The sequence below is a fragment of the Limnoraphis robusta CS-951 genome (assembly GCF_000972705.2).
Genome location: NZ_LATL02000307.1, coordinates 1 through 21,536 on the forward strand (window position 1 = coordinate 1; position 21,536 = coordinate 21,536).

Consider the following 21,536-nt stretch of genomic DNA (forward strand, 5'->3'; position numbering starts at 1 on the left):
CCCTCTTACACAGTTTACAGTTTACAGTTATCAGTGACCAGTCATGTAGGGGCGGGTTCAGCAATTATTTATGTTTTCCCACTATCAACACGATTAACCTTTATTCTATCAGGAATTTAGGGCGAAAGTCTGGCTTTTCCCATGCGAGTTGTTTTGTACCATGCTGCAACTTCTGGCACCCAGGTTTCCAGATGAGGCCACATCAGTTCACAAAGTTTTTGAATTTCCAGTTGAGCATCTTTTTTATAGCGTAAATCCAGAAAATGTAGCAAGGTTCGCAAGTTTAAACTGACCACAAAATGTTGACGATAATCAAAGGGAAGTTTCCCTCTAGCGTGTTCTTCAGACATTCCGTTTTCAAAGTCAATTTGATAGCGTTTTACAGCTTCTAAACACCAGTCTAAATCAGCTTGACGTTGTTCTAGAGAGTAGTAATATTTTTTGCCTTGTCGGTTTGTATAGTCGCCAACCGGACGCAGATAAAAAACGTCTTCGAGATCTTTTTTACCTTCTAAAACTTCTAGAAACTGTTGTCCCGTGTACCGAAAACTCTGAACATCAAAGGAAATTCCTACCCGATGTGTACGCGCTTGCTGCATCACGCTATGGGGAAAATAGCCGCAATTCAACACGATTTGAACGTGTTCTAAAGGGCCGTAATGTCCTCTATCTCCCGCTAACAATCGCTTGACAATAATCTCACCGCATTTTGTTTCTGACGGCCATTGATCCCGTTCATCAATGATAAATTGATCAGAATAATCTTGGTGCATCGCTGCATAAATGACGGTCTGGGGGTTCGGGGTTTGGGCGATGACTTCGACTCGAAATTTATCCATATTGTTTATCCCAAAAATCGTTAAATTTTCTAAAATTTTATCTAAAAAATAAAACCATGTTTAACAATATCAGGAAAATGATTTTTAGTAAAATCTTTTATGTTATTTTAAGAGGAGATTGAGCAGAAAAGATGATCCTATCCTCTCGTTTTCGTCAAGCACTCGTCTACGCCTGTGAACTCCACGCCGATCAAGTTCGTAAAGGTTCGGGGGTTCCTTATGTGGCGCATTTGTTGGGAGTCGCCAGCATTGCCTTAGAATACGGAGCTAACGAGTCGGAAGCGATCGCAGCATTGTTACCAAGAGAAGCAGGTTTAGAGCAAGGTCGTTCACGACGGATTGTTTTATGCTACAATAGTTTATCGTGGCTCGACAATGATAAACATGATTGTCTACGAAATGAAGCTACAAGGAACTGTTGCCCAGTACAGAAGGCTAGACGAAGCTATCCGTACAGGTCGATTCGTCCGTAATAGCATCATTAAAGCATGGATAGACGGTCAAATCAAAAGTCGTAACGACGCTTATGCCTACTGCAAACTGCTGTCAGACAACCCGAGTTTTCCCTGGGTAAACCAACTCAATTCTATGGCTCGACAAGCACAGGCGGAAAGAGCATGGGCATCCATTGAACGATTTTATCAAAAATGTCGGCAAAAAATACCGGGGAAAAAAGGATTTCCAAAGTTTAAAAAGTACCAAGTCCGAGCATCTGTTGAATACAAAACATCGGGATGGAAACTTTCAGAAGATAGACGTTATTTAACGTTTTTAGATAAGTTTCAAGCGGGTACATTTAAACTTTGGGGTAGCCGAGATTTACACTTCTATCAACTCCAACAAATTAAACGGGTTAGAGTGATTAGAAGACACGATGGGTATTATGCTCAATTTTTAATCGATCATACCAGAGAGGAAAACAAAGAACTCAGTAACAAACAAACAGGTTTGGATGTCGGTTTAAACCATTTCTACACCGATTCTTTTGGCTCACAGATAGACAACCCCCGCTTTTTAAGAAAAGATGAGCGACGAATTAAAAAGCTGCAACGTCGATTATCTCGAAAAAACAAGGGAAGTCAAAACCGCAAAAGAGCAAGGAATCGTTTGGGTAGGGCGCATCTAAGAGTTTCACGCAGACGTAATGATTGGGTTTGTAAACAGGCCCAACACGTCATACAGTCTAACGACTTGGTAGCGATTGAAAACCTACGGATACGCAATTTAGTTAAAAATCATCATTTAGCTAAATCAATTAATGATGCTGCTTGGTACAGATTTAGAGAATGGCTGGAGTATTTTGGGAGAATTTATGGGGTTCCGGTTGTAGCAGTTGAACCCGCATACACATCTCAAAACTGCTCAAATTGCGGTGAAAAGGTTGTCAAAACTCTCAGTACGAGAACTCATAAATGTCCTCACTGTGGGTATGTAGCAGACCGAGACGAAAATGCCGCCAAAAATATTCTAAAATCTGCACTTAAACAACTATCAAATACCGTCGGGCAGACGGAAATCAACGCCTCCCGAGAGACTGATCTCTGCTTGGGCGGGGAAACCCAATCAAGTAAGTCAACTCGTCGAAAGAGGAAACCCAGACAGTGATGTTTGGAATCTCCGTCCTTGAGGGCGGAGAGGATGTCAACTTGACCATCTTCCGACAGCTTCGCCTTCAGTTCGTTTGGTTTCGGCTTCCGATCAACTTTATAACGCCCGTTCTATTGTACAAGATTATCGCCAAGTTGGGGAAGCGATTTGGCAGCGATTTACAGGCGGAAAAGCCGGAACCCTTTGGTATTATCGAGCGATAGTTGTAGCCTTTCAAAAGGGAGAAACAACACCTCTCATTGAAGAATTAGAACGGACAGTCTCTCAACTTGAACAGTTAGCAAGTTCATCAAATCTAGCTGATAAACTTACTCTTTAATTTCTCTATTGTATCAGTTTATATCCCTAAGTTTCAAGAAAAAGATGGCAAATGTTCGCTTAGAAAAAATCAACCGAGTCTATAATAATGTTACCGCTATTGAGGATATTAGTTTGGAAATCCCCGATGGTGAATTTTGGGTACTTTTAGGGCCTTCCGGTTGTGGTAAATCTACAATTTTGCGGACGATAGCGGGTTTAGAAACAGCAACAAGCGGGAATCTTTATATTAATAATCGTTTGGTTAATGAAATTCCCGCTCGTCAACGAGATGTCGCAATGGTGTTTCAAAATTATGCGTTGTATCCTCATATGACGGTGGCTGAAAACTTGGCTTTTGGTTTAAAAATGCGCCAGGTTGAATCTCAAATGATCCAGGATAGAATTCACAAAGTTGCGCGATCGCTATCCATTGATCACTTACTCAACCGCAAGCCCAAACAACTCTCAGGGGGACAACAACAACGAGTCGCATTAGGGAGAGCGATTGTTCGAGAACCGCAGGTTTTTCTACTTGATGAACCCCTTTCTAACCTGGATGCTCAACTGCGAGATGATACCCGAGCCGAACTCAAAAAGTTACATCAACGGTTAAAGATTACCACAATTTATGTCACCCATGATCAAACCGAAGCGATGACACTCGCCGATAAAATCGTTGTTTTAGATCAAGGAAAAATTAAACAAATTGGCGAACCTCAAGCCGTTTATGCTAAACCGATTAATCAAATGGTTGCCACATTTTTAGGCAATCCACCCATGAATATTTTACCCGTAACCTATGGAAATAGCATCTTTTGGATTGGAAATCAGTCTTTCAACTGTCCTGTAGAAATCCAAGAGAAACTCCATCCAACAGAGCGACAAAATTTTAACTTAGGAATTCGTCCCGAACATATTGAACTGGCGACATCTAATCCTCGCGAAGAAGAAATTCAATCAGTAAGCCGGAAAAGCAATCAAGCTTTGCTGTCCGTTGAAGTTGATGTGATCGAACCTTTAGGAAGAGAAACATTAGTTCGAGCCAGTTTACCTGTATCTAGCAATTCCGAGTTTTCTAAAACGTTAATTCAATTGATCACTCCAGTCGAAATCCGTTTAAAACCCGGGGATCTTATTTCTGTTAAACTTGACTTAAATCAGGGGATTATTTTCGCTCCCGATACCGGAGAAACATTGTACGCTTAACTCAGCTTGGGAAATACTATTCTAAAAATTCTATCGTTGTGGTTGAGTTATCTTCGTCATCATCGTCTTCTAGGTTTAATTCTTCATCTTCTAAAACTTCTTGCTGTTGAATCTCAGGAGGGTTTTGAACGACCAACACCTCGGGATTCACATGAGAAATCACCGTCGGTTCTTCTATCTGAGATTGAACCCTTTCATTCACTCCGATTGAACTCAATTTCACCATCAATCTAGGCCCTGAATGTCCGAGACGAATCACCATTCCATCTTTAATAAAAAATTGATTTAGAGGCTGATTGTTCAGATAAGTTCCGTTTGTACCAAAACTCACCACTTCCCAAGTCGATTCTCGATTCCAGAGTTCTAAATGATGACGAGAAACAACAGCATTGTAAATCACAATATCATTATCTTTTGCACGGCCAATCCGAATAATTGACTTTTCCTTAAAAGTCCATCGATTGACTGGTATAGGTTGAGTAGGGTGAATGAGAATCAGAGTAATCACTTATAGGTTTAAAACGGGAATACAAGTATATACAAATTGTTCAAGTAGAATGGTTACTCCTTTTGTCGGCTTCAAAATCGATCTAAGTTGATTAAAGAACATTCCTGTTAATTTTTCCAAAACTTAAACTTCATTTGAGGAAGAATGTTCGGAATTCTTTTGATCAGTAGGAGTCTCCTCAGACATCGCCGGAAGAATTTTAGGTTGTGCATCTTCTGAAACCATGTCTTCAGAGATGATTTCTGCTTGGATCTGTTGCATTTCTTCCGGTTTTCCTTTCGTTATTTTTTGAGCAGTCCGTTTCAATCCCTCAAGATGTTCTCGAGTTTTATCAAAGTCATCTTGGAAGAACTCAGCGGCTTGACCCATTTTTTGACCTAAACCTTCTGAATATTGTTGAGGTGTTTTGAGAGCAGCTTCTAAGACAATAATCCGCTTATTTCCTACACTAGAAATAGCCGTTGAGGGCAGAATATAAACTCCATCTAACACGCCTCGTAAACCTTGAGAAGTGTAGAGATAACACTTAACAAAACCTGTTTGCAGATCAAAAATATAATCGACAATCGTTCCTAATCTATTGCCCGCATCCGTCAAAACTTCGTGACCCATCCCATGAATCGCTTGTTCCGGTTTCTTGGCTTTCTCAGGCGCTTCTGAGGGACTCCGATTGACGAGAACCGCATCTTCACCAATCTGGGTAATATTCTCCCAAGTAAAGACTCGTTTTTGACCTCCGATCAGTCCTGATTTACAGGTGAAAGCAACAATTTGATGGAACAGAGGATTAATCCAAAGTTGTTCAACCCGACCTAAATCTTCAACCGTCTTACGTTCTAGCACTAATCGATTGATTAACTCACTGCGTTTAATCACCTTGATTTCGGTACTCATAGAGCCAGCCCTCATACTACTTTTTGACAACTCAATTTCCACAACATTCTTAAATTTTTTGATATAGATCAATAGCGGGGTTGGGAAGACATAAAAAACCTAAATTATGTCTTACTCAGTCTGGGTGATATCTTCACCGGGCTGCGAGGATATTACTTCTGATGAAGTTGAGGATGGAATTTGATTAATTTTAACTCCTGCTTCTGAATGATCAACTGTTTGTATTTGTCTTTGCATAATTCCGACTCGACTCAATAAATGTTGAGCTTTATCAGAGGGAATATTCAGCTTGATTTTTGGCCCAGAAATCGCTAAATGAATGATTTGTCCATCGAAAATCGGCGATTCTTGAATCAGTTGGCCATCTAGATAGGTGCCATTTGTCCCCAAGTTAACAACAGTCCAAGACTTCCCTTGATGTCTTAACTCAACATGATAACGGGAGACTACGGCACTATACAAAACGACGTCATTTTTCACAGAACGACCAATCCGAATCACCTCTTCCTGTTCAAAAGTCCAAACACGAACAGGGATAGATTGGTTGGGATGAAGCAAAGTTAAGGTAATCACATTGAAAGGTTTCAGTTTAAGTAAAGCACCCAAGCCTAATTTTAAAAGGTTTAGCCCAGATTTTGAACCCTTACGGTTACTGATTGATCGGGTTAGTGTTCACAGTCCCCTCTCTTCCGGTGTCGTTCAAAATCAGGCATTTCCCCTTCAAAATCGACTCAGGAGAGTTGAAAGATAAACGAAACTAAGTCACCTTTTCCGAGAGAAATGCGATCGCCCGGTCGCAACCGATGTCGATTTCCCTTCGTCAGAGGAATATTATTGATATAAGTCCCATTGGAACTCCCAACATCTTCGATATAATAAGCATCCCCCTCTGTGCGAATATCCGCATGGGTACGAGATACGACTTCGGAGTTGGGGAAACCGGAAACATCAATATCAGGTGGAACCAAATCATTGGGCTTACCCAAATGAATCACAGGCAAATTTGAAGGCAGTTCTAAACTCACATTCGTTTGGATGTGAAGTAAGCGAGCAGACTGGGTTTGCAGTTGAGTATTTGAACTTGCCACTGTTTCAACAGCCGTCCCAGAAATCGCCGAACTCACAGGACTGGTCAGTTCACTGGTTGTAGCCTCCGGTAAAACCACAGCCTGATCCAGATTGGGATTGGATTTTTCTAAACTGACCGATGGGATAATTGAGATATTCGGTTGGGGTGTAACCAACGGCTCAGGTGTCACAGGAGCAGGTGGTGGGGAAACCACAGTCGGTAAAGCGGCTTCTGGCTCCTCCAAGGGTACTGCTGCGGGCTGCAAATTATAGCCACACTGACCGCAGAAGGTCGCATCAGTTTGAACAGCAGCACCACAGTTTGGACAAGCCGTTGTTGTCGGTAAAGGAGTGTAGCAGGCTTCGCACTGAGTCGCTCCCTCCGGGTTCTGGTGATTGCAATTCGGACAAACAATCATCACTTCCTCTGTAGTCAGCTACTTACAATTTTGACACCTCAAGACACTATCAGTGATGAAATTGTTAAAAACAGCGAACAGGGAAGAGGCTTGAGGGCTGATAACTGTAAATTGGTAGGGGCTAATTGATCAATTGCCCCTACAAGACTGGTGACTGTTTACTGAAGCACTTGACCTGCGGCTTCATCTAATAACCACCAAAGTTCACCTTGGGGTTGAATAGCGCGACAGGGATAAGCCATTTCATCAGCCGTTTCAGCAAAAATCTGAGTTAATGCAGGTTGTTTATTCGCCCCTGTTACCAAAAACATCACACATTCAGCTTGATTAATTAACGGCACCGTAAATGTCAGACGCGGTTGACCCGCTTTCTCACCCACCGCAATTAAGCGATCGCGAACCTTTAAAGCTTCCGTGTGGGGAAATAGAGACGCCGTATGAGCATCATCGCCCATTCCTAAGAGAATCACATCAAAAGCCGGAAATTCTCCCTCTGAGACTTGAAAAAATTGCTGCAACTCCGCATCATACTGACGAGCATCCGCCTGGGGATCATTTCCCAAAGTCGGCATCGGGTGAATATTACTCGCCGGAAACTCAACTCGATCTAGCCAAGCCTGACGTGCCATACCTTCGTTACTATCCGGGTGATCTGCCGGAACGTAGCGTTCATCTCCCCAGAAAATATGAATCTTATCTAGGGGTAAATTTTGAGCCGCCAACGCTTCATACAGAGGTTTTGGCGTACTTCCCCCCGCTAATACTAGAGTAAACTGTCCTCGCTGCTGAATTGCAGGTTCGATTTTGGACAAAATAATCTCTAATGCCCGCTCAACCAGTTGATCACGGCTGGGAAAAACTTCAATGTTTTTTTGCATAGTCCTTACATCAAGTTCGACAATAACAGAAATGGGTTAGCAGGAATTGTTGATCACTCAAGGATTTCACCCCTGCATTTGATCGAACCTCGCCCTCAACAAAACAAACGGTTAAAATAGGACTGTTGGGGTTCAATTCGCTAGCCGATTGGAGTGACGATAGCAAATCAATAAAGTCAAGACTAGGTTATAAATTGAGGTTATCAGCTTAGGGCTAGCTGCACGAGAACTCTAATATTTTCTTCAATCCTGCTGTAACACAAACTAAACCGATGTCTATCTTTTTGCAAATTTTTGAATCTATAGGCGCTCTCACCAGCAAACTAAAGCCACTCACCCAAGTGCGATTTTGGGGGCCTGTCGGCATTACCGCAGTGGTTGTTGGTTTTATCTGGCAAGTTTCAGAACATCCTGAATGGTTTGAGTTAGATGATCTCAAGCAAGCCATTTCCAATTCCGCTAATTTCGATGATCGACTTTCTGAAGAAGAAAAAGCGATCGCCGCCGATATTGACAGTTCCGCCGTTCTGATTAAACAATTAGAAGGCCCACAACTGTTACCCTATCCGATTGATACTCCGATTACCGCAGGTGACGGGGCTATTGATCAGCTTCGTAAATCTCGTTTGAATACATCTGCGACGCCAACAACTTCCTCTAATCCCCTGTTGCAACCCGAATCATCCCCTAACACTTTACCTGATTTTCCGATTGCACCAACCTCTTCTGACCTGAATAATCCCCTGAATTTCAATCCCACTTCACAAACTCCATCTTCTACGACAGCATATCCTCAAGGCAGTCCTAACGTAACGCCTCCCGTGATCTTCGAGGCTAATTATCCCAGTGCTGCTGGGGCTGAGGGAGAGACATCGGCCCAGAGTCCTCTACAAGCGGCGATGGATGAATACACTCAAGAACAAGTTCAACCTGAAAGTTCTAATTCATCTTCCACTACCACTGATCCCACGACTCCGATTTTGAACTCAAACTCGTCTCAAATCAACATTACCAACAGTCCGGGTTTACCCGCAACTCCGACAAGTATTGTCACTCAGCCGTCGGTTTCCGTTCCCCAAGCCACTTGGATTGTTCCCCGTACCCCCACAACTCCAACAAGCCCAACAATTCCTACACCGACAATTAACCCCTATCAAACTAATATTTCTATCACTCAACCTGTTATTCCCTCTCAACCGATTATTCCCCCCACGCCAACACGAACAGGTGCCGCAGTAACGCCTGATATCCGCAGCATTTATAATTCCTATGGAGTTCCTAACGCTAACGGTTCTTTTGGGACTCCGTTTCCGAATAATGCTTCTTCTACTCCCACGACAGGATCTTTAAACAACAGTTTAGTCAATCCCCAAAATTATCAAGTTAATCAAAATACTCTCCTTCAAAATACTCAAGCTGATCAATTTAATCAAATGAATCAGCGTCCTTTTTCAGCCCCTCGTCCCGTTCCCGGACGCCGAATTGGAGGCGGTGAAATTAACACCTTTGCCAATCCCTAAGCTTTGTTTTGACCTTGTTGTAAAATACATTGAGCATCGAGTAATTGTCGATGTTCGCTTTTGACGACTGCACAACCTTCAACTAATGTTGACAGGACAAACACTTGTCCTTGTTCAATCTTTTCTACAATTGGCTTTACTAACTCCACTTGTCGAATTAAAACCCGAGTTGAAATATAATCCGCTTTGAATGTACTTTCTCCATCTATCAACCAAAAATCAACTCCATATTTACGGATAAAGTCTTGAACTTCACGCAAATCTGAACTATATTGAGCATTCACTAAGTCGAGTAAACGTTGCTGAAATTGAGTGTAATATCGGCTATGATAAGGGTAGTCATATTCAAGTGCAATTAAAGTTGAACGTTGCGCTAAAGTGGGGATAAAATCGGCTTCTTCTGATAGGGTAGCGACTAACGTTTCTTTCGGTTGTTTCTGGAGAAATTCATAGATTAGCGGTTCTTTACCTGTGCGATACAGTTGGTTAGGTAGTGTGACTCCGGGTAAAAAAGGAATAGTTACCAGCAAAATTCCTAAACAAAGTGTTAATCCCGATAGCATCAACTGATAGCGCGTAAAACCGTTTTCCATCAGTTGAATTAAGGTTCTCAGTTGCGTCTCTAATATTAACGTTACGGCTAAACCTGCGGCTAAGATTAACACAATTTTGAAGCTGTGATAAGTGTAGCGAGTTGGAAAATAAAGTTGGAATAAAACAGCATGGGCTAAAAAATATAACGCTAAAGACGCTAAAAGCACTTGTCCTAAAATTTTAACTTCTGAAGAAATTTGTTGAGTCAACGGAAAGCGTTGAGTTTGTTTGAGTAAAAACGGTAATGCGAAGCCAAACAAAGCTAATGGGGTGACAAGACCAATAAACAGTAAACCCGTCTGAGGCGCGACTAACCAGTAAATAAACGGATTTTCGTGAAAGAAAAAAGCCCGTCCAAACAGCCCGTCTAAAGGGTAAAATTCGGGTCTTAATTTTGCTTGAGAAACTGTTATCATCTCTCCAAATTCAGTCGTGTTGAGTTTGTAGGGAAGCAAAACAAAAACTGCGATAAATCCTCCTGTTAACCAAGCCAAACGGTTAAATATTAGGGGAGAAAGTAGTATTTTATTATTTCGCTTTTCAAACAATCGTAACGTCAGAATAGCTAAAAAAAGTAACGTGATTTGTGGGTAAAATAACCCGGATAAAGCAATCGTAATTAGGAGAGGAAATAAGGATTTCCCCAATAAATAATATAAAAACGCAAAAAAGATAGGATAGACAAACGCTCTGGGTGTCGCAGAAACGAGATCATCTTCTATCCATAATCCTTGATTTAAAATTAATGTTGTGATTAAACCAACAGCCGGAATCGGGAGGAATTGTAAACTGACTCCAAAACAATAAACTGTCGTAATTAAGGCTAAAATTAACGGTAAAACTTTACTCGCAATTAGAGGATTAATTCCTAAAAAGGCTAGACTTTTATAAAAGATTGTGTAACCCCAAGGCGCAAGAGATTGTAAATAATCCGCAATTAAATCTTCAGGAAAAAGATCAGGAGTGATAAATCTTTGCATCCAAAAAACGTGTTGTCTGGCATCATCCTGAATCACATATTCACCGCTAAAAGCCTGTTGCATCGATAACAACCCATAGAAAACGGCAATTCCCAGACTTAGGATGAAGCAGAATCTCACATGAGGATGAGAAAGAGAAGTTATGCGGGTAGTTAAAGATTGATGTAAAGCCGTAATACATTGACGAAAAAAAGGATTGAAACGTTTTATTTTTAACATACCTAACCGACACACACTCCTGATTTTTTTGAGCGATTGGTAAATCTTGTTAACGAGATGTTTTATACAAGAAGAATCCAGATATTCCTAAACCAATAGCGATGGGTAGCCAACCCGCAAGAAAAGGGCTGATAATCGCTTTCTGCCCCATAGCACCCGAGATAAATGCTAGGAGATAATAAGAGAAAATAATGATAATACTGATGCCGAAACTGGTGGTTCTGTTTGTTCGTTGAGGGCGAGAACCGAGTGCCGCACCCAACAATCCAAATACCACACAAACAAAAGGAAGGGAATATTTTTGCTGAATTCTAACTTTAGTTTTCTGAACAATCTTTTCATTGCCACTATTTTTCATCAGTTCTAAATATTCATGAGCTTGAACAATATTCATCTCATCGTAGCGTCGTTTACGACTCGCTAAGTCCAAGGGAACACGAGGCAATTTTAACTCTTTGTGATCAAAACGTACAATATTACGATAAGAGCCTTGAGGATCAATCACATAAACCGTACCATCAAAAAAGTCCCAACTCTGTTGTTTGCCATTCCAAACGGCTGATTTAGAGGAGATAATTTGAGTGATACCTTGTTGAGATTTATCCAAAATCGTCACTTCATTCATGTATTTTCCATCAAATTCTTGAGCATAGAACAAACGCACAAGAATCGTTATTTCTTCATCCGAGTCTTCGATAGGAATACGACGATACTCAGGATAGAAAATATTATCTTCTTGAACCGGAAGCCGATCTTGATGCAAGGCTTGTTCGAGAGTAATTGAAGCCCGATAGTTCGTCGCCGGAACAATTAACTCATTAAACACAAACATAGAGGCGGTAATAAACAAGCTAAAAATTAGCGTCGGGATCACCAACCGATAAATGCTAATTCCACAACTTCGTAAAGCAGTAACTTCACTATCGCTTGACATTCGCCCATAAACAATTAACGTCGTCAGCACCATTGACATGGGAAAGGACAAGACGAGAAACTCAGGCATTTTTAACAAAAAGATTTGGATGGCAATTCCCACATCCAAGCCCGATTCAGCGACTTGACGAACTAAGTCAAAAACCGTATCAATAGAAAGGGCTACTGAAGTAAATAATCCCACGCCGAATAAAAAAGGCGCGATCAGTTCAGTGATGATATAGCGATCTAAAATCGATAGATAAACACTGGGAAATTTGAAAGAACTAATAGACTTGGAAATTGATGTTTTCATCTAAATTTCGGCCTGAGACCCACGCCATAAGTGTTTGCACGTTGGCGTTGGGAGGAATGCCGCTCCATGTTGTGTACATTTCCCCAGATGAGTTACCATAGGGGGATGAATCAAGCAATCACGGTAAAATGCAAGCTGATAGTCCCACCAAAGTTGACCGAACGGGTCAACGAGACTTTGGCGGGTTTTTCCGACGCTTGTAACCGCATATTGCAAACAGCTAAAGAAAACAACTGTTGGAACACCACCAAACTGCATCACCTGACTTACAAGCGGGTTAGAGAGGCAACGGGACTGAAAGCCAATCACGTCTGTCAGGCAATTCGCCGCGTGGTGAACCAGCGCAAAGCCACTAAACAAATTCACAAGTTTCGACCCACTAGCATCAGTCTTGATGCTCGGACGTTCAAATATATTGAATCCGAGCAAAAAGTAGGCGTAACACTGAAGTCGGGACGTGTGAATTTTGACTTGAAAATTGGCGGCTATCAAATCGCCCTGCTTCGGGGTCAATCTCCCACCAGTACCACACTTTCTCAAAGCAGAAATGGCAACTATTATATCAATGTTGTCGTTCAAGTTCCGACTCAACCCAAAAGGAAAACCCCGAAAGTTTTGGGAGTTGATTTGGGACTGAGAGATATTGCAACCACATCTACGGGAAAGTCTTGGGATGGAACGCAGTTGAGGCAAGTCCGAAACAGATTTGTCAAGGTTCGCGCTTCGATTCAATCCAAACGCACTAAGTCTGCCAAACGGCTCCTCAGAAGGCTCTCCGGGAAAGAATCGAGATTTCAAAAATGGGTTAATCACAACATCAGCAAGCAACTCATTGAAGTTGCTCAAAAACTGAATTCGGCAATTGCTTTTGAAGATTTGTCGGGCATTCGGCTGAGAACGAAAGTTAGAAGGAAAACCCGAACAGAAATCAATAGGTGGGCTTTCTATCAGTTGAGATTGTTCACCGAATACAAAGCCCGTATTGCCGGAATCGAAGTAATTTGGGTTGACCCTCGATACACCAGCCAAACTTGTTCGAGATGCCACCACATCCACCCCGAACCGGGAAAGTCTTACCGTCAGGGAAAAGTGTTTAAGTGTGGTTTTTGCGGTTTTGAACATGACGCTGATCTTAATGGAGCATTGAATATTGCTCAACTTGGGGCAGTTGTAAACCTGCCTGAAATCTCGACCTATTTCTGTCAGTTAGAGGATGGGAATGGGTTAGGGATAGAGCCTTTGCCATAAGTGCTTTCACGTTGGTCCTGGGTAGTTTACAATTGAAAGCTATCACCAAGGTAATATTGTCGTACTAGAGGATTATTGTAGAGTTCTTCGGTCGAACCCGAGGCAAAAATTTGTCCATCTCGCATAATATAGGCTCGATCTGTGATTTTGAGCGTTTCGCGAACATTGTGATCGGTGATCAAAATCCCCATTTGGCGATCGCGTAGTCGGGCGACAATTTGCTGAATTTCAGAAACTGCTATCGGATCAACTCCAGCAAAAGGTTCATCCAGCAGTAGAAAGTTCGGCAGTCTCACCCCCGAAGCCAAGGCCCGAGCCAATTCTGTGCGTCGTCGTTCCCCTCCTGAGACTTGATTTCCCATCGTATGAGCAATCTTGTCTAAGCGAAACTCCCGTAAGAGAGTATTCAGTCTAGAATGCCACAAATGACGAGGAACTTGGGTTTGTTGCAAAATTAATAGAATATTGTCTTGGACAGTTAAATGACGAAAAATGCTCGCTTCTTGTGTCAGATAACCAATCCCCAGTCGCGCTCGTTTGTGAAGGGGTAAAGCCGTAATGTCTTGTTCGTTGAGATAGACACTACCTTGATCGGGCTTTTCTAGTCCGGTAGCGATATAGAATGTAGTTGTCTTCCCCGCCCCATTCGGGCCAAGTAAGCCGACAATTTCCCCTTGAGAAACCGACAAGTTGACTCGACTGACCACTGTGCGTTTTCCGTAGGACTTGTGAATATTCTCCAGTACAATCTTCATAACTGACGAACCTTTCAACCGCCGATGTCGGTTAATTGAGACAAACAGAGGCGTAAGCCCAGTAGAAGATCTAGACTTGAAAAGTCGCACTCCGGATCAACTCTGGGATCAATTCGCCCCTCACCAAATATCTACTGCCTGACTCAAGACAATTTCGGCAGTTTTCTGCTCTCACCTGAGAAGCAACCCGCCACTCAAACCTCCGAGTTTGATGACTCAATTTGTACTTAGGGAGCAGCCGGAGCGCTAAATGGATTTTTAAAGGCGGGTTTGGGGTTGAACGGTTCAACCGCAGCATTTTTTGTCTCTGTTCCGTCGTCAGGAACAATATAAATTGATTCGACCTGTTGACCTCCAGCCGGAAGTGCAATAAACCGACCTTCATCAATCAGGTAGGTTACGGTTTCTCCTCGAATACTACTCCCTTCTTGCAAAATGAAAACATTTCCACTCAATATAATTCGTCGTTCTCGACTGAAATATTGGGCTTGAGCGGCGGTTGCTTGCAGATTACGAGCGGGATAGTTAATTTGAACATTACCCCGTGCTGTGACTATTCCTGTGTTCGCATCAGCTTCTTGAACATCAGAGCGAACAGTCATCGCCGTCGAGGGGTCTTGTTTAGCCGCCGGAGCAGGTTGAGCTTTACTGATGGCTGGATTGAAAAAATTTTCAGTCAGAATCGCACCGCTCAAAGCACCAGGCAGTAACAGCGCAACGGCTAAACGTAGTATTTTTAAGTTGAGTAATTTAGCAAGAGGCATTATTAATAATGTATTGGCAGAACACAAAGGACACGACAACAGACCCATTTAAGGTTCTGACGGTGTGGAATTTATAGACAGACCTGTGTTGCCTATTGTACTCGATACAACACCGTCATCGTGCGATCCGGCAGGAGACAGTTTACAGTCACCAGTCACCAGCGCTTGCCGGAGCGTAGCGCTATAACTGTGTACGGCTAACTTTTTTCCTATGCAGATTTGAAAAATATTATTCTAAGTGTAGATCTAGTAGGTATAATGTTCTAGGAAGTTATCATTAAGTTAACTAAAGTTCGGTTTAACACCAAAGTCTCAACATACAAGGCCTATTCTTGTCGAGTGGGGCTTGGTTTTACAGTATCTTCAAACTTATCGGATCAACTAAAGTCGTGATTAAGGCTGGAGATCGGGTTTTCTGTACTGTTTTGAACAGAGGTTTTAATTGGGTGCTTAGAGTTTGTTTTTCAAGTGAGAGGGTTGTTTCATTAGACAACAGGACAGCATGACAAACGGATGTACTTCTACTAACAATTGTAAAACGGAATCTTATTCCGATGGTTATCTCAGCATAGCCGATCCGGAAATTGATCAAGAGGTTATTTATCAGTTTTTTATCCAGCATATTCATCAGTGGGAACCCGAAAAAGTTTTAGATGAATTTGAAAATATTTTTATTCATCTATGCTGTCCCGAAAGCCAGAGTGTCGAACAAGGGATTAATCGGATAGTTGATTCCAAACAGGAAGTCATCTTTAAAAATACTCTCAAACGGGTTTGCTATATTCTGATCAACAACTGGTATATCAATAGAAAACATCTATTTGTCCAAAAACTGATCGCTCTATTAGAAGACAGGAAAGAAGATGATAGCATTGCCATTTCTCCCAATTTGCATCGCTTAGGAAATTGGTTGCGGAATTTCTTTAAAAGTTCAGAATATGAAGCCATCAAAAACTGTGCGTTAAAATCTAAACAAGATTGGAGTCATCGCTATACTTCCTATCTCCTCGTTCCCGAATATATCAACAACGAACAAAACTCCAAAGAACAAAAAGAATTTGCTCGAAATTTATCAAAACAGCTTAAAGACAAATATAAGTTCGATTTAGCCATGTATGTGGCGCGATCAAACTCGACGACAACTATTTTGAGTGAAAAACGCTCTAACCCCACCCAGTTGGGAGATGATGTCGTTCAACTGATCAAAAAAACCATATCAGCCCAGAGAGTCTCCAGCTATACCCAACAAGCAAAACTCTTTCTCCGAGACACTCAAAACCTAAATTATGCCGAATTTAAAAAGACCTTACCGCAATATTTAATGCTTTCGGGTAGCGATCAATTCCCCATTAATAAAGTTCGGGAAAAATTGAACAAAAAACTCGATACCCTCTATACCCACTATGAACCCCGGATGATCAATAAAGGCTTAATCATCCGCACCTGTAACCGTCTAATTGAAACCCTGACAACCGAAGATAATAAAACCCCCTCTGCCATTTTTACATTGTTAAATTCCCAGGGAAATCCCCTAACCCTGGTGATTATACTTCTAAAAATTGTCTTGATTTGTAGTTCGGCTCGCACCTACTTAGAACTGTGCATCTCCAAACTGATTCAGCAATATCAAGATCACGAAGAAGAACAATGTCAGCGTCTGATTAACTTTCTAGAAGTCTTGAATTTAGTCTTCACAATTTTTACGGAAAACCTCCAGTTTCACCTCGTTAGAGTCAAAGAAGAAGAATCAACAACCCTAATCGCCAACCTCGATTCTTGTCGGCTTTTCTGTCAATCTAAAGGGCTGGATTTGCGAGGAACCAATCTTAAAGGTGTTAACCTCAGTAGTCTCGAACTGCGGGGTGCCGATCTCAGAGACAGTGATCTCAGCGAAATCTCACTCGTTAAACTAGACTTACGTCTGGCTAACCTTAGCGGTACAAACCTCAGTGGTGCAATTCTTGATCAGTCCCGATTATTAGTCGCAAATCTCACAGAAGCAGACTTAAGCCATGCTAGTCTTGTGGGAACTGACCTACGACGGGCTGATTTAAACAAGACTAATCTCACTAACGCTAATCTTACAAAAGCGACCCTAGATTTGGCAAATCTCCGACAAGCTAAATTAACTCACGCTAATCTCGTCAATGCTAGCTTAAATGCTGCTGACCTGAGTTATGCTGACTTGTGCGGTGCCGATTTGCAAAATGTTAATTTCAGGGGAGCCAATTTAACCGGAGTTAACCTCAGTTACGCCAACCTCAAAGGTGCTAACCTCCAAGATGCCAACTTGACAGGTGCTAACCTCAGTGGCGTTAACCTCTCGAATACCCATTTACGTCAAGCCAATTTTCAGCAAGCCAATTTAGAAGCCGCAAATCTTTCTCGGGTTGATTTAACTCAAGCCAATCTCAGCGGCGCTAACTTGAGAAACGCCAATCTCAGCGAAGCCAACTTGAGAAACGCCAATCTCAGCGAGGCTAATTTGAATTTTGCCATTTTACGTCAGGTTAACTTCACCCGAGCCGTAATGACGGGCGCGCAAATTTGCCATGCAGATTTAACACGGTCTAAACTGATTGAAGTTGATCTGAGTAATGCTAATCTCACTTATGCTCAAATTCGCCATGCCAATCTCAGCAAGGCGAAACTGTTCAAAACCAATCTGCTGGGCGCTAACTTGTTCGGGAGTAACGTGACTGATGCGATCGTTAAAGGGGCTAAGTTTGGCAACAATTCGGGGCTGTCGGATGATGTTCTTCGGTATTTAAAATTGAGACAGTAGGAAATCTAAAAAGAGACGCTCTTGAGAACGTCTCTTCTATTGTCAAGCTATTAGGGTTAACTAGATCAGCTTAATCAAACGAAACGCAAACAGAAACCCAAAGGCAACCGCTAAAGCAGCGACGTAAATTCCGGCATAAGCGATCACTGCACCTACAGTCATTCTTTTGACTCCATAAAACATCATCATACCTATTGAAACATGAGGTGAGCTAGAATACATCTGTGCTGGGGCAAATTGATGAGGGAGACACAATGGAATCTGTGATTCGGGTGAATTTAGAACAACTTTCCTACGATATTGCGATCGCGCCGGGAAGTTTAGAGAAGTTGGGAGAATTGATCACGCCTCTCAAATTAGGTCAAAAGGTTTTGATTGTGTCAAACCCCGAGATCTTTCACCATTATGGACAACAGGTGATCACCGCTTTGGAAAGCTTCGGCTTTGAGATCGCTTGTAGCACCCTTCCGGCGGGGGAACAATACAAAACCCTAGAAACCCTGCAAAAGATCTATGATATCGCCTTAGAACACCGCCTCGAACGATCTTCAACGATGATTGCTTTAGGTGGGGGTATCATTGGGGATATGACGGGGTTTGCTGCGGCGACGTGGTTACGGGGGATTAATGTTGTTCAAGTTCCGACAACACTGTTGGCGATGGTGGATGCGTCTATCGGCGGGAAAACCGGGGTTAATCATCCTCAAGGGAAAAATTTAATTGGGGCGTTTCATCAACCTCGAAAGGTGATTATTGATCCGCTTGTCTTAAAGACATTACCGGAACGAGAATTTAGGGCGGGAATGGCGGAAGTGATTAAATATGGGGTGATTTGGGATGCTGAATTGTTTACCCATTTAGAACAAGCCCAACGCCTCGATCAAATGCAGTTTATTGACGTTTCATTATTACAAGAAATTCTCCAACGCTCTTGTCAAAGTAAAGCTGAAGTTGTCAGTAAAGATGAAAAAGAGTTAGGACTCAGGGCAATTTTAAACTATGGTCATACGATTGGTCATGCGGTAGAAAGTTTAACGGGATATACAACCGTTTTGCATGGGGAAGCCGTCGGAATTGGCATGGTTGCCGCGAGTAGAATTGCAGTAAAATTAGGGCTTTGGGATGAAGATTGCGATCGCCGTCAATGGGCGTTAATTCAAAAAGCAGGTTTACCGACAACCTTACCCACCGGAATTAATATTGATGAAATCTTAGCCTCGTTGCAACTGGATAAAAAGGTAGAAAATAAAAAAGTGCGGTTTATTTTACCGACAGAAATTGGTGTTGTGACGATTACCGATCAAGTTTCATCTGAGGTGATTCGAGAGGTTTTGCAAGGAATGTTTTAAAATTTGGCTTGATTACTAAATATTTGTTAAGCTGATAACACTATAGCAATTATATGGTATTATTAATGCTCAGGCAAAGATTAAATTACATGAAACAGCTTTCCTTATTTCCAGAAGAACAAGATCAGGTTGGCACTGATAGCTTAGATACATCCGCTTGGGGAACATTTAAAGATAGCTTAAAAGCTCCTATTCATAGCTGGTTTACCTACCCAGCCGGTTTTTCATATAAAGCTGTTGAATTCAGCATTAAGCAATGTACAATTCAACCCTTAGAAGTTATATATGATCCCTTTATGGGTTCTGGTACAACTAATGTCGTTGCTAAAAAGTTTGGTGTTAGTTCCTATGGATGTGATGCTCATCCTTTTGTTTTTAGAATAGCACAAGCTAAATTAAACTGGGATTTGGAAATAAAAGAAGTTACAAAAGCGATTAAACAACTTTTTTTATTAATTGATGAAAACAAAGAAAAAATTAAAGACACAACAATTTTAGACGAAATTTTTCCAGAATTAGTTATAAAATGCTATCATAAAAGTAGCTTGTTTGATTTATTGTTAATTCGAGATTCATTGTTAAATTCTGATATAAGCTCTGAAATCAAAGAATTTTTACTGGTATCTTTAACTCATGTACTCAGACAGGTTTCCACTGCTGCAACAGGTTGGCCTTATATCGCTCCTAGTAAAATCAAAGTAACATCTCAGAATAAAGATGTGTTTTCAGAATTTAAAATCAATAGCTTTAAAATGGTTAAAGATATAGAAATAATGCTAAGAGAAGTTGATAAAAACTTTCTTTTGTCTGAACATCATTTGTTGAATATAGATTCCAAAAACACTGAACGCTTTATTCAAGGAAATAGTATAGATCACATATTTACTTCGCCTCCTTATTTAAACAACTATGACTATGCAGATAGAACCCGATTAGAAATGTATTTTTGGGGTGATGCCAAAAATTGGGCAGATCTAACTCAACAAGTTAGAAGAAAATTAATGACTTCTGCTACTACGCAAACATCTCGGGGAGATTCTCGCTATATTCTTTCACAAGAAATACAAGATCATGCACCTAATATCTACAATTTTCTTGAATCAGCAATAGAAAAACTCGGAACAATCCGTTTAACTAAAGGAGGAAAAAAGAATTATGATTTAGTGGTTGCCGGATACTTTAATGATATTTTTGAAGTTTTAAAAGATTGCTATCGTGTTTTAAAGCCCGGGAAAAAAGCTATTTTTGTATTAGGAGATTCGGCTCCCTATGGAGTCCATATACCTACGGATGAATTGATTGGAGAGTTAGGAGTTGTGGTGGGCTTTTCCAGCTACAAAATTGATATTTTGAGGCAAAGAGGTGACAAGTGGCAAAAGAATCCTCAACGACATACAGAAAAATTAAGAGAATCCATTGTCACCTTGACCAAGGAATAGAAAGCTATGAATAATATGAATATACAAAACCCTGGCAGTGCTTTGGGGGAAGCAATTGGATCTGAACTCGAAAAAGCACTTAATACTTTTCTTGAACAGATTGCAGATCAAGAAGGATATCACTTTATTAGTGAAGGAGCAGGAAACACAAAGCAGGGAAAGCCCAGAAAAATATTAGTGATGTATGATCAATTTGGAACACAGTATAAAATTGATGCTGTTATTGCTAATCATGCAATGCAGCCTATTATACTATTTGAATCTAAGTATCTTCGCTATACCAAACATAATCGGGATAAAGGGAGTTGGATTTGTAATACTCACTCGGCTTTAAGAAGAAGATATTCCAGTATCAGAAGTTCAATTGCTGTATTAGCAGGAAACTGGACAACCACTTCTTTGGCGATGATGACAAGTTATGATATTAATATTTTTATGATACCCTTCCAATTGATCTGTGAATTGCTAAGTCAACACAATATAGAATTTAATTGGAGAGAAAAAGATAGAGAGATAGCTTCTCAAGCTTGGAGTCAATATTGCAGTCTAAGTCCAGATGAAAAAGCTGAAATAGGAGAAGAAATGGTTAGTTCTATCAAAAATAATCTTGAACAGACGGTTTTAAAAATTTTAGATAATGCTCTAACTCGAGAAGTTAATAAAGTATCTGTTGAAATCCATTCAAATCTAGGTGAGATAAAAAGATATGAATTTTCCGAGGTTACTAATGCTATCTCCTTTTTAAACATGGATGACTTAACTGAAGCTTTTCTCTCCACTGATTCTATCAGCTTGTTTGATCCTCCTCCTAATTTAAACGCTGGATGAGAAAAAATCAGCATTATCTAACTAAATTAATGACTCAAAAAAATCAAGTTTTTCTCTGAACAAAACTCGGTTGATTTTACCGAAAGAAATTGGTGTTGTGACGATTA

At 41.1% G+C, this 21,536-nt stretch carries 20 protein-coding genes and 1 pseudogene; 10 read left to right on the forward strand and 11 right to left on the reverse strand.

Features of this window, described 5'->3' with window-relative positions:
- Positions 1–116: 116 nt before the first annotated feature.
- On the reverse strand, positions 117–839 hold the full coding sequence (gene thyX / locus WN50_RS25775) for an FAD-dependent thymidylate synthase (protein WP_046282070.1): 723 nt from the start codon (positions 837–839) through the stop codon (positions 117–119).
- Between the two features lie 131 nt (positions 840–970).
- Here thyX and WN50_RS32800 point away from each other — a divergent pair.
- The 4 genes and pseudogenes from WN50_RS32800 to WN50_RS25790 all read left to right on the forward strand — a co-directional run.
- Positions 971–1,138: pseudogene (locus WN50_RS32800) on the forward strand (HD domain-containing protein); the annotation flags it as partial.
- An 85-nt stretch (positions 1,139–1,223) separates the two neighbouring features.
- Positions 1,224–2,444, forward strand: coding sequence for an RNA-guided endonuclease InsQ/TnpB family protein (locus tag WN50_RS25780; protein WP_049561229.1), 1,221 nt, complete (start codon positions 1,224–1,226; stop codon positions 2,442–2,444).
- A 76-nt stretch (positions 2,445–2,520) separates the two neighbouring features.
- Positions 2,521–2,766 carry a hypothetical protein gene (locus WN50_RS25785; RefSeq protein ID WP_053221601.1) on the forward strand — a complete coding sequence of 82 codons (246 nt, stop codon included), beginning with the start codon at positions 2,521–2,523 and terminating at the stop codon, positions 2,764–2,766.
- 44 nt (positions 2,767–2,810) lie between these two features.
- On the forward strand, positions 2,811–3,953 hold the full coding sequence (locus WN50_RS25790; protein WP_046282266.1) for an ABC transporter ATP-binding protein: 1,143 nt from the start codon (positions 2,811–2,813) through the stop codon (positions 3,951–3,953).
- A 16-nt stretch (positions 3,954–3,969) separates the two neighbouring features.
- On the opposite strand, the gene WN50_RS31550 is transcribed toward WN50_RS25790, so the two are convergent.
- The 5 genes from WN50_RS31550 to pgl all read right to left on the reverse strand — a co-directional run bounded on the left by WN50_RS31550 (position 3,970) and on the right by pgl (position 7,720).
- Entirely contained in the window at positions 3,970–4,461 is a 492-nt protein-coding gene (locus WN50_RS31550) for an FHA domain-containing protein (RefSeq protein WP_063847420.1), read from the reverse strand.
- A 123-nt stretch (positions 4,462–4,584) separates the two neighbouring features.
- Positions 4,585–5,355 (reverse strand): PRC-barrel domain-containing protein, encoded by a 771-nt coding sequence (locus WN50_RS25800; protein WP_046282265.1) that lies wholly within the window; start codon positions 5,353–5,355, stop codon positions 4,585–4,587.
- A 111-nt stretch (positions 5,356–5,466) separates the two neighbouring features.
- Positions 5,467–5,928, reverse strand: a complete 462-nt coding sequence (locus tag WN50_RS25805) for an FHA domain-containing protein (RefSeq protein WP_046282269.1) — start codon at positions 5,926–5,928, stop codon at positions 5,467–5,469.
- A gap of 158 nt (positions 5,929–6,086) precedes the next feature.
- Positions 6,087–6,842: a double zinc ribbon and FHA domain-containing protein gene (locus WN50_RS25810; protein ID WP_046282264.1), complete on the reverse strand. Its 756-nt coding sequence runs from the start codon at positions 6,840–6,842 to the stop codon at positions 6,087–6,089.
- A gap of 158 nt (positions 6,843–7,000) precedes the next feature.
- Complete coding sequence (gene pgl, locus WN50_RS25815) at positions 7,001–7,720, reverse strand: 6-phosphogluconolactonase (protein ID WP_046282263.1); 720 nt, start codon at positions 7,718–7,720, stop codon at positions 7,001–7,003.
- 272 nt (positions 7,721–7,992) lie between these two features.
- On the opposite strand from pgl, the gene WN50_RS25820 reads away from it, so the two are divergent.
- Positions 7,993–9,240, forward strand: a complete 1,248-nt coding sequence (locus WN50_RS25820; RefSeq protein ID WP_046282262.1) for a hypothetical protein — start codon at positions 7,993–7,995, stop codon at positions 9,238–9,240.
- Here the strand turns inward: WN50_RS25820 and WN50_RS25825 are convergent.
- Both WN50_RS25825 and WN50_RS25830 read right to left on the reverse strand, forming a co-directional pair.
- Positions 9,237–11,033 (reverse strand): hypothetical protein, encoded by a 1,797-nt coding sequence (locus tag WN50_RS25825; RefSeq protein ID WP_046282261.1) that lies wholly within the window; start codon positions 11,031–11,033, stop codon positions 9,237–9,239. The genes WN50_RS25820 and WN50_RS25825 overlap by 4 nt on opposite strands.
- Before the next feature lie 49 nt (positions 11,034–11,082).
- Positions 11,083–12,261, reverse strand: a complete 1,179-nt coding sequence (locus WN50_RS25830; protein WP_046282260.1) for an LptF/LptG family permease — start codon at positions 12,259–12,261, stop codon at positions 11,083–11,085.
- 105 nt (positions 12,262–12,366) lie between these two features.
- Between WN50_RS25830 and WN50_RS25835 the strand changes: the two genes are divergently transcribed.
- Positions 12,367–13,509 carry an RNA-guided endonuclease InsQ/TnpB family protein gene (locus tag WN50_RS25835; protein ID WP_046282259.1) on the forward strand — a complete coding sequence of 381 codons (1,143 nt, stop codon included), beginning with the start codon at positions 12,367–12,369 and terminating at the stop codon, positions 13,507–13,509.
- A gap of 26 nt (positions 13,510–13,535) precedes the next feature.
- Here the strand turns inward: WN50_RS25835 and lptB are convergent, their stop codons facing one another.
- Together lptB and WN50_RS25845 are read right to left on the reverse strand one after the other, a co-directional pair.
- Positions 13,536–14,264: an LPS export ABC transporter ATP-binding protein gene (gene lptB / locus WN50_RS25840; protein ID WP_046282258.1), complete on the reverse strand. Its 729-nt coding sequence runs from the start codon at positions 14,262–14,264 to the stop codon at positions 13,536–13,538.
- Between the two features lie 227 nt (positions 14,265–14,491).
- Positions 14,492–15,028 (reverse strand): LptA/OstA family protein, encoded by a 537-nt coding sequence (locus tag WN50_RS25845; RefSeq protein WP_046282268.1) that lies wholly within the window; start codon positions 15,026–15,028, stop codon positions 14,492–14,494.
- A 502-nt stretch (positions 15,029–15,530) separates the two neighbouring features.
- On the opposite strand from WN50_RS25845, the gene WN50_RS25850 reads away from it, so the two are divergent.
- Positions 15,531–17,813 (forward strand): pentapeptide repeat-containing protein, encoded by a 2,283-nt coding sequence (locus WN50_RS25850; RefSeq protein ID WP_049561217.1) that lies wholly within the window; start codon positions 15,531–15,533, stop codon positions 17,811–17,813.
- Positions 17,814–17,873: 60 nt separating this feature from the next.
- Here the strand turns inward: WN50_RS25850 and petL are convergent, their stop codons facing one another.
- Positions 17,874–17,975: a cytochrome b6-f complex subunit PetL gene (gene petL, locus WN50_RS38045; protein WP_456085754.1), complete on the reverse strand. Its 102-nt coding sequence runs from the start codon at positions 17,973–17,975 to the stop codon at positions 17,874–17,876.
- 92 nt (positions 17,976–18,067) lie between these two features.
- On the opposite strand from petL, the gene aroB reads away from it, so the two are divergent.
- The 3 genes from aroB (at position 18,068) to WN50_RS25865 (ending at position 21,429) form a co-directional block, all read left to right on the forward strand.
- A complete protein-coding gene (gene aroB / locus WN50_RS25855; RefSeq protein WP_046282267.1) occupies positions 18,068–19,162 on the forward strand; it encodes a 3-dehydroquinate synthase in 1,095 nt (364 codons plus the stop codon).
- Positions 19,163–19,251: 89 nt separating this feature from the next.
- A complete protein-coding gene (locus tag WN50_RS25860; protein WP_046282256.1) occupies positions 19,252–20,601 on the forward strand; it encodes a DNA methyltransferase in 1,350 nt (449 codons plus the stop codon).
- A gap of 6 nt (positions 20,602–20,607) precedes the next feature.
- On the forward strand, positions 20,608–21,429 hold the full coding sequence (locus WN50_RS25865) for a hypothetical protein (protein ID WP_046282255.1): 822 nt from the start codon (positions 20,608–20,610) through the stop codon (positions 21,427–21,429).
- Positions 21,430–21,536: the final 107 nt, after the last annotated feature.

Coding starts and splice junctions, on each gene's coding strand:
- thyX (WP_046282070.1), bottom strand. CDS start 839: ATGGATAAATTTCGAGTCGAAGTCATCGCCCAAACCCCGAACCCCCAG.
- WN50_RS25780 (WP_049561229.1), top strand. CDS start 1,224: ATGATTGTCTACGAAATGAAGCTACAAGGAACTGTTGCCCAGTACAGA.
- WN50_RS25790 (WP_046282266.1), top strand. CDS start 2,811: ATGGCAAATGTTCGCTTAGAAAAAATCAACCGAGTCTATAATAATGTT.
- WN50_RS25800 (WP_046282265.1), bottom strand. CDS start 5,355: ATGAGTACCGAAATCAAGGTGATTAAACGCAGTGAGTTAATCAATCGA.
- WN50_RS25810 (WP_046282264.1), bottom strand. CDS start 6,842: ATGATTGTTTGTCCGAATTGCAATCACCAGAACCCGGAGGGAGCGACT.
- pgl (WP_046282263.1), bottom strand. CDS start 7,720: ATGCAAAAAAACATTGAAGTTTTTCCCAGCCGTGATCAACTGGTTGAG.
- WN50_RS25820 (WP_046282262.1), top strand. CDS start 7,993: ATGTCTATCTTTTTGCAAATTTTTGAATCTATAGGCGCTCTCACCAGC.
- WN50_RS25825 (WP_046282261.1), bottom strand. CDS start 11,033: ATGTTAAAAATAAAACGTTTCAATCCTTTTTTTCGTCAATGTATTACG.
- WN50_RS25830 (WP_046282260.1), bottom strand. CDS start 12,261: ATGAAAACATCAATTTCCAAGTCTATTAGTTCTTTCAAATTTCCCAGT.
- WN50_RS25835 (WP_046282259.1), top strand. CDS start 12,367: ATGAATCAAGCAATCACGGTAAAATGCAAGCTGATAGTCCCACCAAAG.
- lptB (WP_046282258.1), bottom strand. CDS start 14,264: ATGAAGATTGTACTGGAGAATATTCACAAGTCCTACGGAAAACGCACA.
- WN50_RS25845 (WP_046282268.1), bottom strand. CDS start 15,028: ATGCCTCTTGCTAAATTACTCAACTTAAAAATACTACGTTTAGCCGTT.
- WN50_RS25850 (WP_049561217.1), top strand. CDS start 15,531: ATGACAAACGGATGTACTTCTACTAACAATTGTAAAACGGAATCTTAT.
- petL (WP_456085754.1), bottom strand. CDS start 17,975: ATGACTGTAGGTGCAGTGATCGCTTATGCCGGAATTTACGTCGCTGCT.
- aroB (WP_046282267.1), top strand. CDS start 18,068: ATGGAATCTGTGATTCGGGTGAATTTAGAACAACTTTCCTACGATATT.
- WN50_RS25860 (WP_046282256.1), top strand. CDS start 19,252: ATGAAACAGCTTTCCTTATTTCCAGAAGAACAAGATCAGGTTGGCACT.
- WN50_RS25865 (WP_046282255.1), top strand. CDS start 20,608: ATGAATAATATGAATATACAAAACCCTGGCAGTGCTTTGGGGGAAGCA.